Source organism: Microbispora sp. H10670, from assembly GCF_014161385.1.
In the GTDB taxonomy this organism is placed as follows: domain Bacteria; phylum Actinomycetota; class Actinomycetes; order Streptosporangiales; family Streptosporangiaceae; genus Microbispora; species Microbispora triticiradicis.
Genome location: NZ_JABBWW010000001.1, coordinates 69369 through 85374, shown reverse-complemented (window position 1 = coordinate 85374; position 16006 = coordinate 69369). Strand labels below are relative to the sequence as shown.

Annotated in this window: 16 protein-coding genes; 10 read left to right on the top strand and 6 right to left on the bottom strand. The window is 72.1% G+C overall.

Going from position 1 to position 16006, the window contains the following annotated elements; all coding sequences use genetic code 11:
- The first annotated feature begins 157 nt into the window (after positions 1-157).
- Positions 158-1174: a lytic murein transglycosylase gene (locus HHX33_RS00375; RefSeq protein ID WP_182872813.1), complete on the top strand. Its 1017-nt coding sequence runs from the start codon at positions 158-160 to the stop codon at positions 1172-1174.
- 95 nt (positions 1175-1269) lie between these two features.
- Complete coding sequence (locus HHX33_RS00370; protein WP_182872812.1) at positions 1270-3378, top strand: DUF6185 family protein; 2109 nt, start codon at positions 1270-1272, stop codon at positions 3376-3378.
- 36 nt (positions 3379-3414) lie between these two features.
- Here HHX33_RS00370 and HHX33_RS00365 read toward each other — a convergent pair whose 3' ends face one another.
- Both HHX33_RS00365 and HHX33_RS00360 read right to left on the bottom strand, forming a co-directional pair.
- Positions 3415-5235: a glycoside hydrolase family 6 protein gene (locus HHX33_RS00365; protein ID WP_182872811.1), complete on the bottom strand. Its 1821-nt coding sequence runs from the start codon at positions 5233-5235 to the stop codon at positions 3415-3417.
- Positions 5236-5481: 246 nt separating this feature from the next.
- Positions 5482-6282, bottom strand: coding sequence for an SAM-dependent methyltransferase (locus HHX33_RS00360; RefSeq protein WP_310741153.1), 801 nt, complete (start codon positions 6280-6282; stop codon positions 5482-5484).
- 133 nt (positions 6283-6415) lie between these two features.
- On the opposite strand from HHX33_RS00360, the gene HHX33_RS00355 reads away from it, so the two are divergent.
- The 3 genes from HHX33_RS00355 to HHX33_RS00345 all read left to right on the top strand — a co-directional run bounded on the left by HHX33_RS00355 (position 6416) and on the right by HHX33_RS00345 (position 8651).
- The gene (locus HHX33_RS00355; protein ID WP_182872810.1) at positions 6416-7378 is read left to right on the top strand and encodes a Sua5/YciO/YrdC/YwlC family protein; all 963 of its coding nucleotides are present in this window, start codon (positions 6416-6418) and stop codon (positions 7376-7378) included.
- A gap of 211 nt (positions 7379-7589) precedes the next feature.
- On the top strand, positions 7590-7991 hold the full coding sequence (locus HHX33_RS00350; RefSeq protein WP_182872809.1) for a hypothetical protein: 402 nt from the start codon (positions 7590-7592) through the stop codon (positions 7989-7991).
- A gap of 252 nt (positions 7992-8243) precedes the next feature.
- Positions 8244-8651 (top strand): hypothetical protein, encoded by a 408-nt coding sequence (locus tag HHX33_RS00345; protein WP_182872808.1) that lies wholly within the window; start codon positions 8244-8246, stop codon positions 8649-8651.
- 59 nt (positions 8652-8710) lie between these two features.
- Here HHX33_RS00345 and HHX33_RS00340 read toward each other — a convergent pair whose 3' ends face one another.
- The gene (locus HHX33_RS00340) at positions 8711-9064 is read right to left on the bottom strand and encodes a hypothetical protein (RefSeq protein WP_182872807.1); all 354 of its coding nucleotides are present in this window, start codon (positions 9062-9064) and stop codon (positions 8711-8713) included.
- A gap of 259 nt (positions 9065-9323) precedes the next feature.
- Between HHX33_RS00340 and HHX33_RS00335 the strand changes: the two genes are divergently transcribed.
- On the top strand, positions 9324-9755 hold the full coding sequence (locus tag HHX33_RS00335) for a hypothetical protein (RefSeq protein WP_259402008.1): 432 nt from the start codon (positions 9324-9326) through the stop codon (positions 9753-9755).
- Between the two features lie 81 nt (positions 9756-9836).
- Positions 9837-10241, top strand: coding sequence for a hypothetical protein (locus HHX33_RS00330; RefSeq protein ID WP_182872806.1), 405 nt, complete (start codon positions 9837-9839; stop codon positions 10239-10241).
- 4 nt (positions 10242-10245) lie between these two features.
- Here HHX33_RS00330 and HHX33_RS00325 read toward each other — a convergent pair whose 3' ends face one another.
- Positions 10246-10599: a DUF742 domain-containing protein gene (locus tag HHX33_RS00325; RefSeq protein ID WP_111700611.1), complete on the bottom strand. Its 354-nt coding sequence runs from the start codon at positions 10597-10599 to the stop codon at positions 10246-10248.
- A complete protein-coding gene (locus HHX33_RS00320; protein WP_182872805.1) occupies positions 10596-12704 on the bottom strand; it encodes a nitrate- and nitrite sensing domain-containing protein in 2109 nt (702 codons plus the stop codon). Before HHX33_RS00320 ends, HHX33_RS00325 begins: the two co-directional genes overlap by 4 nt.
- Positions 12705-12878: 174 nt before the next feature.
- Here HHX33_RS00320 and HHX33_RS00315 point away from each other — a divergent pair, with 174 nt between their 5' ends.
- The 3 genes from HHX33_RS00315 to HHX33_RS00305 all read left to right on the top strand — a co-directional run bounded on the left by HHX33_RS00315 (position 12879) and on the right by HHX33_RS00305 (position 14990).
- Positions 12879-13880: an EamA family transporter gene (locus HHX33_RS00315; protein ID WP_182872804.1), complete on the top strand. Its 1002-nt coding sequence runs from the start codon at positions 12879-12881 to the stop codon at positions 13878-13880.
- Positions 13881-13948: 68 nt separating this feature from the next.
- Positions 13949-14563 (top strand): GntR family transcriptional regulator, encoded by a 615-nt coding sequence (locus tag HHX33_RS00310; protein WP_310738335.1) that lies wholly within the window; start codon positions 13949-13951, stop codon positions 14561-14563.
- Between the two features lie 55 nt (positions 14564-14618).
- Complete coding sequence (locus tag HHX33_RS00305; protein ID WP_111700615.1) at positions 14619-14990, top strand: hypothetical protein; 372 nt, start codon at positions 14619-14621, stop codon at positions 14988-14990.
- Positions 14991-15000: 10 nt separating this feature from the next.
- Here HHX33_RS00305 and HHX33_RS00300 read toward each other — a convergent pair whose 3' ends face one another.
- Complete coding sequence (locus tag HHX33_RS00300; protein ID WP_182872803.1) at positions 15001-15945, bottom strand: LCP family protein; 945 nt, start codon at positions 15943-15945, stop codon at positions 15001-15003.
- Between the last annotated feature and the right edge of the window lie 61 nt (positions 15946-16006).

The following is a 16006-nucleotide window of genomic DNA, read 5'->3' as shown; positions in this document are numbered from 1 at the left end:
CACCTGATGTGGGAGAACGGGGAATGGGGTGCGGCCGGAAAAGGTTACGGCCGGCTGTATCCCTCCCGTCGCCGCCGCCCGCCATGGGGACGGCGGCGCACGGCGCCCCGGCGTCGGGACGACGTGAAACGGCGCCGCCGGGCATACGTTGGGACCGATGAACGATCAGCGCGCCCGTACCAGTCATGTCCTGTTCCTCTCCGCGTCGCGGCGTCCGCGCCTGCTCGCCGGCCTGCTGGCAGGCGGGCTCGCCGGTCTGGTCTCGCTGTCCGGCTGCGCCGGCGCGCGGGGCGAGGGATCGCCGGCCGTCTCCGGCGGGGCCGAGGCTCCGGCCGCGTCCGTGACGCCGCCGGAGCCGCCTTCCGGAGGCCCGTCCGCGCCGGCGACGCCGGAGCAGCCGCCGCCCGCGAAGCCGCCCGCGCCCGACGCGAAGATCCCCAAGGATCCGGCCGCGCTGGCCGAGGCGCTGACCCGGACGACCGCGCTGCTGCGGGACGCCGTCGACGACTGGCGGCGCACGGGGGACCCCGCCAGGGGACAGGCCCCCGAGCCGGTGGTCCTGCTCGCCCTGTACGAGCAGCGCCTCTACCGTCATCTGGCCCGTAACCCCGGCGTCGCGTCGCGCACCTACGGGAAACTGTCCAAGGACCAGGCCGCGCGGGCGCGGGACAACGTGACGGCCGTACGCGACCTGCTCTCCCTGGCCCACCCCGTCAGCGGGCCGGTCAAGTTCCGCATCGAGCCGCCCGAACCGGCGGACGTCCTGCTCGACGGTTTCCGCCGGGCCGGGCGCCGGTTCGGGATCGACTGGCAGGTGCTGGCCGCGGTCATGCTCGTGGAGACCAAGTTCGGCCGCGTCCGGTCGCCGAGTTACGTCGGCGCCAAGGGGCCGATGCAGTTCATGCCCGGCACCTGGAAGGCGTACGGGATGGGCGGCGACATCGACGACACCCGGGACGCCCTGCTCGCCGCGGCCAACTACCTGCACGCGTCGGGAGCGCCGGGCGACTACCGGCGGGCGCTGTACGCCTACAACCACTCCCAGGCGTACGTGGACGCGGTCCTGCTGCACACCCGCCAGATGAAGCGCGACATCAGGAACTACTACGCCTACTACAACTGGCAGGTGTACGTCATCACGACGAAGGGCGAACGGCGCCTGAGCGGCCCCTGAGCGGCCCCTCAACGGCCTCTGTCGGCGCAGCCGGCGGCCGCGCCGACATCTCCGCCCTGGCTGTAACCAATGCCGCCTCCCGAGCGACTGATCCTTTGGAACCCAATCGCGCCGGGCTCTGGTCGAGCCGGACGTCCGGCCGGACCCGGTTCGTCGCGTTGCAGCTCTCACCGGCCGGTCTGCCGCCCGGGCTGGCCCGGGCGCGTTGGCGGGCCGTGGCCGTGCGGGCGCCGGACTCCGAGGTGCGCGGAGTGATGCCCCTGCCGTCGGAGGTGCGGCCCGGCCACACATACGTGTGGCGGGACGCCGCCGCCCCACCGCGCGTCGAGGTCGCCCTCCGGCTGTCCGCGCGGTCCGCGTTCCAGCGCTGGACCGGCTCCGGAGGACAGAAGGTGCTCACGGTCGCGACCTGCCTGGGCTTCGCGCTGCCGTACCTGCTGCTCGCCGGACTGCTCGTGCTGCTCGGCCGGCGCTCGGCCGACCGGGACGAGCGCGCCCTCGTCAGGATCGTTCTCGGCACCTTGGCGATGATCATCGCGGTGGAGGTGATCGCTGCCGTACTCCTCCTCAGCGGGACGCTCTTCCTGTCCCACCTCATCGGCCTGACGGACGTGGGGGCCGTTCTCATCCTGGCGGCGCCGCTCTGCGCGGCCGCGTGGCGGCGGGCGCGCCCGCGAATCCGGCGGGCCGGCCGGGCGCCCACCGGCGCCGGGCGCACCCGTCCAGGGCCCACCGGTCCGGCGTTGGCGGGAGTGGTGCTCGCGGGAGTGGCGCTCGTCGCCGTCAGCGGCTTCGCGCCCCTGGCCAGACGGTACGTCCACGAGCAGGCGGACCCCGCGTGGATCGCATCGGCCGTCGCGACGGCGTCACTGCTCACCACAGCGGCGTGGGTGATAGCGGTGCGGGCGGCTCGCGTACCGGACAGGAGGACGCCCCGGGCCGTCCGCGCGCTGCTGCGCTGGAGCGTCCCGGGGCTCGCGCTGACGACCCTGGCGTTCGTGGCCCACGCGGCCGTCACCGGCCTGCGGACCTGGGGATACCTGCCGGATGTCGTCGTGTCGCCCTTCTTTCTGCTGCGGAACCTCGCCTATCTGATGTGGCCGCTGGTGGTGCTCCTGCTTCTGCTGCTGCTGCGTCTGCACGGACGGCGCACGGAAGCCGTCGGGCCGCTCACCGCGTGGCTCGTCGCCTTCCTGTTCGTGGTGGGCACGATCAGATGGCCCAGCACGTACGCGGGGATGCCCGTCCCGCTCGCCGCGCTCGCCGGTCTGGCGGTGCTGTCTCTGCTGCTGCGGCTGACGCGACGGGCCGAGCCCGCGGACCCGGGTGTGTCGCGGCGGCGGCTCGCCGTGATCGTCGAGGAGCACCGGGCCCTGGAGGCGCGGGAGAAGGGCCTGCGCCGGCGCTGGGCCGCGGGAGACATGGACGACGCCGCCTACCACAGGGAGAACGAGCCGGTCGTGGAGCGCATCGGGCGGTTACGCGGGGAGATCGGCCTCGATCCCCGCAGAGAGGACGGCCTGACCCCGCTCGACCTCGCGCTGGCGCGCGGCCCGGGGAGCTCATGGTGGGCCAACGCGCGGCTCGCCTCGCGGTACGCGACCTACGTGGGCGCGCCCGCCGCCGTGTTCCTCATCTGGGCCACCTGGAGCACCGACAGCATGGGCCACGACGGCTGGCTCGACCGGCTCAGCGAGCCCAACGGGTTCTACGGGCTGGCCGGCGACCTGATCGGAGGGCTGCTGATCTGGCCGGTCGCCGGGTTCGTGCTGGGCGCGCTGTGGCGTCGCCTGCCCGGCAGGCGCGGCTACCTGAAGGGGGCCGTGCCCGTGCTCGCGTACGGCGCGGCCACGGGGGCGCACGCCGTGCTGAACAACCTCATCGGACAGGCCCCCGTGCGCGGTTCTCTCGTCCGGATCCTGCTGCTCTTCCTGGTCCTGACCGTGGTCGCCGTCCTCATGGACGCGCGCACGCTCCAGACCCGTCCGGGCGGCCTCGCGTCGCGGCTCACCCCCGTGGCCGTCGTCTACCGGCTCGGTACGGCGGGCAGCGGGATCGCGCTCATCGTCGCCCAGGCGGCGGCGATCCTCGGCCTGTGGACCCAGCTCAGGCACGGCATCGACATCACCTCCCAGGTCGACACCTCGACACAGGCGCCCCCGAGCACCGACGCCCAGTTGTTCCAGAGCCGTCCGGGCGGCTAGCCGCCCGGCCTTTCGCAGCGGGGCGCCGGAGCGTGCTCAGAGCGCGGGGTAGGCGTTGTTCACCAGCATCACGAACTGTTCGTGGTGCCAGTCGCCGTAGAGCGGCGCGTTGGGAAGGGCGTTGGTCGGTCGTATCGAGTCCGTCCAGGGAGTGAGGTTGCCCTTCGGGTCGCACACACCGTCGAGTGGCTGGTCCGAGCCCGCGGGCGGAATCGGGCCGCCCGCTCCGTCCGACTCGCCGGGCCGCTTGATCCACAGGTAGGCGTCGACCCCGGGAACGGGCGCCGCGACCGGCCGCGTGCCCAGCCCCGCGCCGTTCTGGTTGCAGGTGGCGCCCCGCGACGGACGCCGGTCGACGCGGCTCTGGTCCACGTACGTGTTGAGGTCGAGCGAGGTGCTCACGGCCGTCGGCCTGCCCGGTCCGCCCCAGCCGTCGCGGGAGGTGTCGATCACCACGCCGAGTGAGCTCGGCAGGCCCTTGGCGACGAGGGCGCCGCGCATCGCGAGGGCGTAGTCCCGCTCGTCGAAGTGCGGGTTCCAGTCGTAGAACCTGCTCATGATGAGCTGCTGGCCGGCCACGGTGCCGTTGGGGTCGGGCAGGAACGGTTCCGTGAGGGGGACGTAGTCGGCGACGTTCGTGGCGATGCCGTCGAGGCTGTTCAGCCCCGCCGCCGTGCCGCGCACGGTCTCGGTGATGAGGGTCGTCAGCTGCGTGAAGTTGGTGTCCCAGCCCGCGAGCGACGCGTTGCCGGCGTCCAGGTACGTGTAGACGTTGGGCAGGGGCGAGAGCCTGTCGAGGGCGTAGCGGATACCCGTCGTGTACACGCCCGACTGCTGCGCCTGCAGGCACCGCAGGGTGCCCGTGCCCACGATGAGGTCGATCAGCGCCTTCGGTTCGATGACGGTGGCGACACGCAGGTTCCGGTACTCGGGCCTGGCCAGGAGGGCGGCGATGGCGTCGACGTACTCGGTCCTGTAGCGGTTCAGGCCGCCCTGCGCCTCGTGCAGTTCGGCGTTGGAGACCAGCGACCGGCAGTCGCGGTCGGGCAGGTCGTGCAGCACGAGCGTGACGTAGCCGGCGTTCTGCCGCACGGCCTCGTCGAGGTGGTCCTTGAGCGTCCTCGCCACACCGGAGCCCCCGGTGACGTCGGCGATGCGGTCGAGCCAGACCGCGGTGGACGTCCTCTTCAGACCGCGCATTTTGCCCGCGGTGGCGTCGTCCACCTTGACGGCCGAGGACTCCACGTCGGCCGCCCAGCCCGGGTCGACGTACCCGGTGGCGCCGATGAACGGGTTGTCCACCGGAACGTCCGGGCTCGGGCTGACGCTCGGACTCGGCGAGGGACTCGGTGAAGGACTGGGTGAAGGGCTCGGTGAAGGGCTCGGTGAAGGGCTGGGCGAAGGGCTCGGCGACGGGTTCGGAATGAGGATCACCTGGCACGGCACCCCGTTCACGGCGAAGTCCGTGGGCGGCGGGTTGCTTCCGGTCCAGGTGCTGTTGAAGCCGAGGTGGACGGATCCGCCGGAGGGCACCGAGCCGTTCCATGTCTCGCTCTCCGCGACGACGTGGTTGGCGGACTGGGTCCACCTGGCCGACCAGCCCTGCGTGAGCCGCTGGGTGCCGGGGAACGAGAACGTCAGCTTCCAGCCGTTCAGCGACTCGCCGGTGCCCGTGAGGGTGACGCCGGCCGTGAAGCCGCCCGAGTTCGTGCCCCATTGGGTGGTCGCGTAGGTCACTTCGCAGCCGACGGCGGCGTCGGCGGAGGTCGTGCCCAGGACGAGCCCCGCTCCGCCCAGGGCCGTGGCCGTGGCGGCCGTCAGGAGTCCGCGTAGAAACCGGTTGCCGCCGAATGTCATGGGCGATCGTTCTCCAGGTGAGGTGAGCCGGGCGTGTCCCGGCGGCCGCTCCGGATGCCGGAGGGGCGCCGACGATCCCCAGACTCATCAATCGCCCGGCGCGTGTACACCGTCCGCGTCAGGGGAAAGCGCCCTTTCCGCAACGAACGGACGAGAGTGTGAGGGGACCTCGGAGAATCCGTACGAGACCCCTGCCGGCCCACGCCGGAGCCGGTGAAATATTCAGCGGCCGGGCCCGGCCGTCCGTCAGGGCTTGCGGCCGACGCCGCAGATCGCGTCCACGGCGCGGGGAGAGCTTTCGGTGTCCGCGACGTCGGGCCGCCAGCGGGGGATGGTGACCACTCCGGGGTCGACGAGCTCAAGGCCCTCGAAGAAGCGGGCGAGCGCCTCGGGGGCGCGCAGGTGGTAGGAACTCGCGGAGTTGGCGTTGTAGATCTCGATGGCCCGCACGAGCGCCTCGCTGGTGTCGGTTCCGTCGCTCACCGCCAGATAGCTGCCGGGCGGCAGGGCGTCGAGCAGGCGGGCCAGGACCGCCCACGGGTCCTCCTCGTCGCGAAGCTGCCCCAGGATCCCGAGCATCATCAATGCGACGGGCCGGTCGAAGTCGAGCATGTTCCGGGCGGCGGCCAGGATCGTGTCCGTGTCGCGCACGTCGGCCTCGATGTAGTCGGTCCTGCCCTCCGGCGTGCTGGTGAGCAGCACCCGCGCGTGCACCAGGACGAGCGGGTCGTTGTCGACGTAGACGATCCGGCTCTCGGGGGCGACGCGCTGGGCGACCTGGTGGGTGTTGTCGGCGGTCGGCAGGCCGGTGCCGATGTCGAGGAACTGGCGCACACCCGCCTCGGCCGTCAGGTAGCGCACCGCGCGGACGAGGAAACGCCGCTGCTGACGGGCGATCCGGGCGATGTCGGGAAACATCCGCATGATCATGTCGCCGGCCTCGCGGTCCACGGCGTAGTTGTCCTTGCCGCCCAGGAGGTAGTTCCAGACGCGGGCCGAGTGCGAGGCGGAGGAGTCGATCGCGGGCGATCCTGGTCCGTCGGTCACCGTGGTTCTCCGGTCTGCTGTGCCGATCGAGATCATCAGTCTCGCGCCGGTGGGCGAGATGCGCAATATGTGACATCTGTGGCTATTGGTGTCTCTGGGATTAGTGTCGATCATCCGGGGCAGTGCGGACGCCATGGGCATCTTGACTTCTCCCGGCGGGCGGGCCGCCGGTGCTTCCGCGACGGCGGGAACCCTGCCGGTGGGCATCGACGGGTACGGCTTGGAGCACCGCATCTGCCCCGGCTGCGTACGCGAACTGTTCGACCCGCGCGGGCGCAGGCATCTCTACCCGCTGGTCCGGTGCCGTGAGTGCGGTCCCCCCGCCGGCGAGCCGCGCGTACGGCCGCTCGCCCTGTGCGAGGACTGCCGGCGCGAGTGCGACCGGCCCCATTCGCGGCGTGGCCCGGACGACGCGATGGGATGCGCGGCCTGCGGCCCCGCGCTGCGCTGGGACGGGCTGCTCGGCCAGGACGCACTGGCGGAGGCGGTCGCGGTGATCGAGGCCGGGGGAGTCGTGGCGCTCAGGGACGGTTTCGCCGACCAGATCGTCTGCGACGCCGGGGCCGAGCCCGCGCTCGCCCGGATGGACGGCGCGCCGGGTCCGGTCCGCGTGCTGGTGCGGCACGTCTCGGCGGCCCGGGAGGTGGCGAACCTGTCCTTCCTCGACATCCGCGCGCTCGCCGAGCGCTCCCAACCGGCCACACTGGTCCGGCTGCGCGAGCCGCGACTGCCCCGGGCGGTGCGCCGGGCGACGCCCGACGTCGACCTCTTCCTGCCCCGCACTCCGCTGCAGCATCTGCTCACGTCGCGCTTCGAGGGCCCGCTCGCCGTCTGGGACCGATGCGGCGAGCGGGAACTGCCGGACGACGGAACGCTGACCGTGGGCCTCGACCTGGGCCTCGACCTGGGCCTCGATCTGGGCGTCGATCTGGGCGTCGGTCACGGGCTCGACCAAGGGACGGGTCTTCCGGCGCGGCCCGCCGCCACGACGCTGCCGACGTCTTCGCCGGCGTGGCCCGTATGGACGTCTCCGAGGCAGGACGGCAGGCCGGACCCCACGTCCGCTCCCGTGTCACCGGTCGCCCAGGTGTCGTAGAAATGGTGATTCTGCGCGTATTTGCCGGATAAGCGGAATTGCTGCAAAAGCTGAGTCATCATCCATGCCGCGCTTGGCAGGGCCGGAACCGAGGCCATCGAATGGGGTATGAGGGCATCGTTGCTTATGTCCACGACGAGACCCGTCGCCGGATGGCCTTGGTGAGTAGGTGCGTTTCCAGATGTCCCGCGACTGTACGCCCCCTTCGCGAATGATTCCGGCGCTCGTGGCCGGCCGCCTGACACTGGCCGTCCTCGTGGCCGCGCTCGCCTCGGCCGCCACCGCGCGGGAGGCGGGTGCGAGCACGGCTCCACTGCGCCCGGGCGTGGTGACGCACGCCGCCGGACACGGACGGGGGCACGGAGGCGGACACGGAGGCGGCGAGGGGCAGGTGGCGGCCGGAGGGGTGGCCACGGCCAGGCAGTTCGGCTCCGGGAACGGCAGGTTCAACCAGAACCTCAACGGCGTCTACAGCCCGACCTTCATGATGGGCCAGCAGCAGACCGGCATCACGGTCGGCGGCCGCATCAACACCCAGGGCGCCTTCTGCGGCCCCGGCCCGAAGCGTTGCAAGATCTGGCAGAACATGCCGGTCAACGCCTTCGGCTGGTGACGTTTCCCGCCGCGCGTCCAGGCCGCGAATCGATCGACCGGACCGTGCGCCGACGAATATGGCAATGATGGCGTAAGACGCAGCGCGTGCCGGACGCTGGGAAAAGGCGGATCACTAGCCTGAGTAACGGCCCCGCACGAGGAGGGGCCGCAGGAGCGGTCCGGCTGACGGGAGCGGCGCGCGATGAGGTGTCGGTGGTACGGCAGGCCGGTTATGCGGAGCGGTCCGGGGCTTCTCGCCTGTGCGTCGCTCGTGCTGACTCTCGCCGTCGCGGCGCCCGCCGCCGCTGCGGCCGGTCATCCGCGGGAGTCGCACCGGGACCGGGGAGCGTCGGCGGGAAGGGATGAGGCGCGGCCGGCGCTCTCGGCGTCGAGCCCCGTCAGCAACCGGGGCACCCAGCAGGTCTCCGTCAACGTCGCGAACGAGGGAATCGGCATCCAGAACGCGTTGTGCCGGGGGAGCCGGGCGTGTGACATCGCCCAGGTGCTCGCCGCGCCTTCCGGGGAGGACCCGCCCGCCGGGCGCCCCGCCCCGCGGGCGCTCTCGCGTCCCAAGGCCATGGCCCGCCGGGCCTCCCATGCACTGACGCACACTCTGACGCACACTCTGACGCACACGGCGGCGCACGCCGGAAGGCGCCCGTCCCGCGCCTCGGGGTGAGCCTCCCGGCGCGGTCCGCGCCCGCGGCGCGCTGTGGGGCGCGCCGCGGACGGGCCGCGTCAGCTGGTGTACGCGCAGATGGCGTAGACGCTGATGCCCACGCTGTCGTAACGGGGCTGCCGGCCGAGGGCGATCCAGCCGGTGCCGTCGGCCGTGGGGAAGCTGCCCACGAGGACGGCGTCGTTGCCCTGCGCCTCGCCGCCGCCGCCCACGGCACGCTTGCCGGCCGGGCAGTACACGGTCCGCCGGGTGAAGTTCGGCACGTTCGCGTTGGGCAGGGCGACGACCTGGTAGCCGGTGAACGCCGCCCCGGAGGGGTCGGTCGGTCCGGTGCCGGCCAGGGCGGCCGCGCTCGTACCCGTCAGTCCGGCGAGAACCAGGACGCCAGTCGTGACCGCGTGAACAAATCGCACGTAAAAGCTCCGTTGTGTCGAGAATGACCGGATTTGGACCGAGGAAAATGAGTTTGAACGGCGGAAGGCCGTCCCCTTCGGTTCCGGGACCACATCTACCCGCGATCTTCTTCGACCACACTCGGCAATATCGCGTTTACCCAACGTGGTGACTTCTCCGATCTCACGATGACGTGAGGTCACGGTCGTCCATTGTGGTCCGGCGGGGCGCCTGGGGCGGATTGTCGCTCGTGGGTACGTTCCTCCTCGGGGGGATCGCATGAGAAAGATCGTCGCTGTCTCCGTGCTCGCCGCCATGACGACGCTCGGCACGGCCGCCGCGGTCGCGGCGGTCGCCGCCGGGACCGGCGTACGCCCGGGGACCGGCCTGCGGAGCGCGTACCGGCAGGCTCCCGCGCCGCCCGAGGGAGGGGTCGAGCGGCAGGAGGTCAGCCAGGAGCAGTACGACGTCCTCGTCGGCCAGTGCCGGTACCCGAAGACGGGGCAGGCGCGTGCGCGGTGCCGGGCGCAGGTGCGCGCGAAGTACGTCGTGGGGGCGTTCAACCCCGCCCTCGACTGCCGCACGTACTCCGGGGTCTCCGTCTGCGGGCCCCTCGAACTCAGCGCCGCCCAGCGGGCGTGCGTGGAGGAGTCGGTGGGCGGCGGGCTGACCCGCCGGCGTGCGGAGGTCGAGTGCTACGCCTTCCGCTGACGACGGTTTTCCCAGGGGAAATTTCCGGACCAACCTAAATATTCGGCCAAACCGCTACCTGCGGTGATCTACCCTGCGGGGGTGGACGCCAAAAGTCAGGGCGCCGCCGAGCTTCTGCGGGCGTTGCAGCGCACGGCGGCGCGGTTCAGCGAGATGGGACGGTCCCTCTCCCGTGACTTCTTCCCCCATGTCCGCGTCGAGATCATCTCCGACCTGGCCGGGCCCGCCGTACGGCTCGGCGTGGCGCTGGAGCTGCCCGGGCACGACCTCGTGTTCGAGACCGCCGTCGCGGTCGGCGACGGCGCGTTCGGCGTGCGGGGCGAACTCGTGCTGGACGGAGAGGAGGCGATCCTGGTCCTGCCGTCCGTCGAGATCGCCGATCCGGTGCAGTGCGCGGACCTGCTGGACCGGTACGCCGACGAGCTGACGACCCCGGCCCGCTGGCACGTGCAGCGCCTCGTGGAGTCCTGCGCGACGGACTCCTGAGGCGTCACAACGCCTGCAGCCCCTGGATGACCTCGCGCAGGAGACGCTCCTCGGGCAGCTGGGCCACGGTCGCCGGCGGCCGTGCCGTGATCAGCCCCTGGTCGCGCAGGTCGCTCAGCAGGATGCGTACGACGTTCAGCGAGAGGCCCAGCTCCGAGGCCAGGTCGGCCACGGAGGAGGGCCCCCGGCACAGCTGCAGGATCCGCCAGTGCTCGGGGGCCAGACCGGAGACCCCGCGGTACGCCGCGGGGGCCGTCCTGATGATCGTCATCAGGTCGAACTCCGGCCCCGTCGGACGGGTGCGTCCCCGGGTGATCGTGTAGGGGCGTAGCAGGGGCCCCTCCTCCTGCTCGGTCACGAGTCCTCCTGGGCGCGCTGCCAGCCGGACCGGAACGAGGAGAACACGTCGCTCCGCTCCTCCCTCGGATCCTCCCTGAGCTGCGGAGCGATGTTGGCCTGACGTACCCGTTTGGGCAGCGAGCCGTGGTCGCCGCCGACCGGCGGCGTGAGGGCGAGCGCCGGGGCGACGTGCTCCGGCTGAGAGAGAGGCTCCACCACCGGCTCGTGGATCCCGCCCTCCACCACGACCTCCTGCGGGAGCAGCAGGACGGCGCTCGTCCCGCCGTACGGCGAGCTGCGCAGGGAGACGCGGATGTTGTGCCGCCGGGCCAGCAGGCCCACCACGAACAGCCCGAGCCGGTCGCTGTCGGCGAGGTCGAACTCCGGCGGGTCGGCGAGGCGTTGGTTGAGCCGCTCCAGCTCCTCCGGAGGAATGCCGAGCCCGCGGTCCTCGACCTCCAGCGCGAAACCGCGGCCGACCACCTCGCCCCGGACGTGCACCCGGGTGTGCGGCGGGGAGAAGACGGTGGCGTTCTCGATCAGCTCGGCCAGCAGGTGGATCACGTCGGTGACGCTGCCGCCGGCGAGGGAGTACCCGTGCGGGACGGTCACGTCCACCCGCAGGTAGTCCTCGACCTCCTCGATCGCGGCGCGCACCACGTCGTACAGGCGGACCGGGTTGCGCCAGCCGCGCCCGGGCACCGCCCCGGACAGGATGATCAGACCCTCCGCGTGGCGGCGCATGCGGGTGGTGAGGTGGTCCACCCCGAACAACCGCTCCAGCAGGTCGGGGTCGGCGATCTCCTTCTCCAGGCTGTCGAGCATGCCGAGCTGGCGCTGCAGCAGCGACTGGCTGCGGCGGGCCAGGTTGAGGAAGACCTTGTTGACGCCCTTGCGCAGCTCCGCCTGGCCCACCGCCGCCTCCACGGCGGTCTGCTGCACGGAGGTGAACGAGTTGCCCACGTTCTCGACCTCGACCGTGTCGCTGCGCCCCACCACGGGCGGCGTCTCCGCCGCCACGTCGACGTCGTCGCCGCGCCGCAGCCTCCGTACGAGGTCGGGCAGGCGCCGCTCGGCGAGGTCGCGGGCCGCGCGGTGGAGGGCGGTGAGCTCGCCGGTCAGCGTGCGGGCGAACCGGAAGGAGACGAACAGGGTCGCGAGCACCGCGGCCAGGCCGAGGCCGCCGACGATCCCGATGCGCCAGAGCACCGCCTGCGCCAGCGGCATGGCCCGGGCGGCGGTCATGTCGGCCGCGACGTTGGTCGTCTCGGTGAGCTGGCTGGTGAGGGCCTGGGCCGTCGTCGGCCAGGCGATCGCGTCGGGGGGCAGCGGCTGCCCGGGCCGCACGCTGGCGATCACGTCGTTCTCCAGCGAGAGGAACGCCGAGTAGACGGGGGCGGCGTTCAGGGCGCCGAACTGCTTGAGCAGGGTGGCGTCGAGCTGGCTGGTGCCGAGCTGGTAGAGCAGGCGGCGCTTGCCGACCATGCCGGAGAAGGCGTCCCGCTCGTCCTGCGACATCCGTCCGGCCGCCTGCGCGCCCAGCACGAGCGCCGACTGCTGGCTCACCACCTCGCGGCTGCGGACGAGGAGGATGATCGCCTTGGTCTGCGCGACGATGTCGATGTCGGGCGAGATCATGAGCCGGTCGTAGACCTGGTGGGCGATCTCGATGACCGAGCTGTACTCCTCGATCGCCTCAAGGCGGGTCAGCGTGTGGTCGTCGACCTGGCCGCGCAGGACGTCGAGCCCGCGGACCTGCCGGATCAGGTCCTGGACCCGGCTCCACATGGCGGGCGGCGTCTCGTCCCGGGCCTGCGCCGACAGGCGGGTCATCTCGGCCGCCCAGCCGTCGGTCCTGCGCCGCTGACCCTGGAGGTCCGTACGCAACGAGGTGGTGCGCCACGCGAGGTAGCTCACGGACACGAACCGCTCGGTCTGCAGTGCGTTGATCGTCTCGCTGACCGGATAGACGACGTTGTCGTACACCTTCTGGATGCGCAGGAGCTGCTGCCCCTGCTCGATCGTCACGGTGGCGGCGAACCCCCAGATCACCACCAGAGCGGTCACCGGCACCAGCAGGATCGCGAAAATCTTGAAGCGAATGGACCGTTTCCGACCAGCCATGGCCCCGCCCGTCGGTTACACACATGTTAATTAGTGGCGAAACCCTAGCAATCCGTGAGACGGCCCACCAGGGATCGTTCCTAACGACTTGGGCCACAGCCCGTATCAGGACAGTCTCGACGTTGAGGGGCAAAGACCTTGCCGATTCTGTCTGATTGTCAGACAATCGAGCCCATGTACTCGCGATCCGGTCCGCTCGCCGTCGTCGCCGCGGCCGTGCTGTGGGGGACCGCGGGCACCGCGGGAGCCCTCGCCGCCGCCGACTCCGTCTCTCTGGCCGCCGCCCGCCTGGTGCTGGGCGGCGCCGTGCTGGCCGCGCTGGCGGTGTCCGCGCGCCGCCGCTCCTTCCGCTCGCGTCCTCTGGACCGTTCCCGCGAGCGCGTACGGAGCGCCGGACGGAGTCCGGCGTGGTGGGCCCTCGCGCATTGGGCCCGCGCGCACTGGACACTGGCTCTGGGGGCCGCGGCCGTGGCGGCCTACCAGCTCTGCTACTTCGCCGCGGTCCACCGTACGGGGGTCGCGATCGGCACGGTGGTGGCCATCGGCAGCGGCCCGGTCTTCACCGGGGTCCTGTCCTGGCTCGTGGGGCACGAGCGGCCGAGCGGGCGCTGGGCCCTCGCCACGGCCGCCGCCGTCGCCGGATGCGCGGTGCTCGTCACCGGCGGGAGAGCCGGAGGGGAGGCCGGCGGCGCCGACGCCGCGGGGATCGGGCTCGCCCTGCTCGGCGGGCTCCTTTACGCCTTCTACGCGGTCGTCGCGGCCCGCGCGATCGGCGGGGGGACGGATTCGGGGATCGTCATGGGCGTGCTCTTCGGCGGCGCGGCCGTCCTCATGCTGCCGGTCCTCGTGCTGAGCGGCCCGGTGTGGCTCGCCCGGCCGGGCGGCCTGCTGACCGCGCTCTATCTCGGCTGCGCCACGACGGCCCTCGCCTACCTCCTGTACGGCCGGGGCCTGCGCACGACCCCCGTGGCCACGGCGGCCACGCTCGCGCTGGCCGAACCGGCCGTCGCGGCCCTGCTCGGCGTCGTGGCGCTGCGCGAGCACCTGTCCGCGGTCTCGTGCGCCGGCCTGGCGCTGCTCGCCGCGGGCCTCGCCGTGGTCGCCCTGCCCGCCCGGGCGCGCACTCCGGACGTCCCCGCGCCGAGGACGCCGAGGGCGACGGCCGGGCGGCACTGACAGGCTCGGCCGACGAGCCCGGCGGCGAGTGGGCCCGGCGAGTAGGCCCGATGAGTAGGCTCGGCCCCGTGACCACCCTGAGGCCCGTCTCCACCGTCGAGGCGCTCGCCGCCGCGCTGCGCGAGCGGGTGCTGTCGGGGGACGTCGAGCCGGGAGCGGCGCTGCCCGAGCAGGAGTTGTCCGCCCGGTACGGCGTGGCCCGCCCCACCGTCCGGGAGGCGCTGGCGCTCCTCGTCCACGAGGGGCTGCTGCGGCGCGAGCGCAACCGCAGCGCGTACGTCCCGGTGATCACCCCCGCCGACCTGGCCGACCTCATGTACGTCAGAAGGCCGCTGGAGGAGCTCATGGCCGAGGCGGTGGCCGGTCGCCGGGTGGGCGCCGCGGAGGAGGCGCTGGGCCGCCTGTCCGGTCTGCCGCCCGGCGCGCCGTGGGCGAGTGTGGTGGCCGAGCACATGGCGCTGCACGAGGCGCTCGTCGCCGCCGCCGGGAGCCCTCGCCTGGAGCGTCTGTACGGCACGCTGGCGGCCGAGACGCGGCTCGGCCTCGTCCGGCTCAGGCACGCGTACGAGGACCCCCGTGAGCTCGCGGCCGAGCACGCGGCGCTGCTCCGCGCGATCGCGGAGGGACCGGCGGAGGCGGCCGTACGGGCGGTGCGCGACCATCTGCGGTGGCGGCACGGCTGAGCGCGGGTCTGAACGGTCTTGCACGGGGCCGCTGTGAGTCGTCACAATCGCGCCCATGCACGGCAACCCAGTGCCGGACACCTATGTGTACGTCACCGAAGAAGGCGTGACGCGTCACTATGCCGACGGCAGCGTCGAGGCCCTCGCGTGGGAGGACGTCGTCGAGGTCCGCGTCGGCGGTCACGATCGCCGGGATCCGTCCGGCCAGCCGGACGACGTCTTCATCGTCCTGCTGGACCGGGAGGGCGAGGGCTGCGTGGTCCCGCACTCGGCGACCGACGCGAGCTTCCTCGCCCGGCTGCGGTACCTGCCGGACTTCGACCTCGACCGGCTGAGCACGGCGGTGGCCGGCGCGCGCGCCGACTACGTCGTGGTGTGGCGCAGCCCGGAGCCGCCCTCGCCCCTGCCCGATCTCGAGTACGACTAGACGAGCGGGGTCACCTGACGAAGGAGGACTCGTTCAGCCCGCCCCGGTCGGCGAAGTAGCGCTCCAGCGTGTCGTTCCGCAGGGAGTCGGTGAGCTTGGCGCCCTCCTTCGCGTCCAGGCGGACGACGCTCGCCCCCTTGACCGTGCCCGTGCCGGCGACGGGGTAGGTGGCCGACAGCAGGTCGCCGCCGCGTATGTCGCGGAGTTCGAGCGCCAGGCCCCTCAGGGTCTTCATGTCCACCCCGGCGTCCACCGACAGGGATCGCGTCAAAGCCTGGAGGAACTTGTCCACTGCGAACGGATTGGTCAGCATTCCCTTGCTGACCACCTTTTCGGCCACCGCCCGTAAGAACGCCTGCTGCCGTTTAATCCGGTCGAAATCCCCACCGGGTAGTCCGTAACGCTGGCGGACGAATAGCAACGCGCGCTCGCCCTCCAGATGTACGTTTCCTTGCGGCCAGGTGATTTTGTTCGCGGGGTCGTGTACCTGGCGCGCCACATAGACGTCGACGCCGCCCAACGCCGTGCTCATGTCGATGAAGCCGTCGAAATCCAGCGCGACGAAGTGGTCGATCCGGACCTTGACCAGTCGCTCCACCGTCTGGACGAGCAGGCGCGGGCCGCCGTACGCGTAGGCTGCGTTGATCTTGTCGTGCCCGTGGCCCGGGATGGTCACGTACGAGTCACGAGGTATGCCGATCAGGAAGATTCGCTTCCGGTCGGCGGGGACATGCGCGATCATCAGGCTGTCCGACCGCTGGAAGCCGCTCTCCCCCGGCCGTTTGTCCGCGCCGACGACCAGCCAGTTCTGGGCGGTTCCAATGGCTCTGGCCGGTCGGTCCGACTCCTCGGGGAACACCTGCTGCACCCGCCGGAGGTTGGTGTCGTACACGTGCTGGCGCTGCATCAGCACCGCGAAGAGGGCCGCCGGCGGGAGGAGGAGCGCGAGGGTCACGACGATCAGCACCTTGCGCCGGCGCGACGTCCGCGGCGGTGGAGTCACAGTGAGAGGTAAC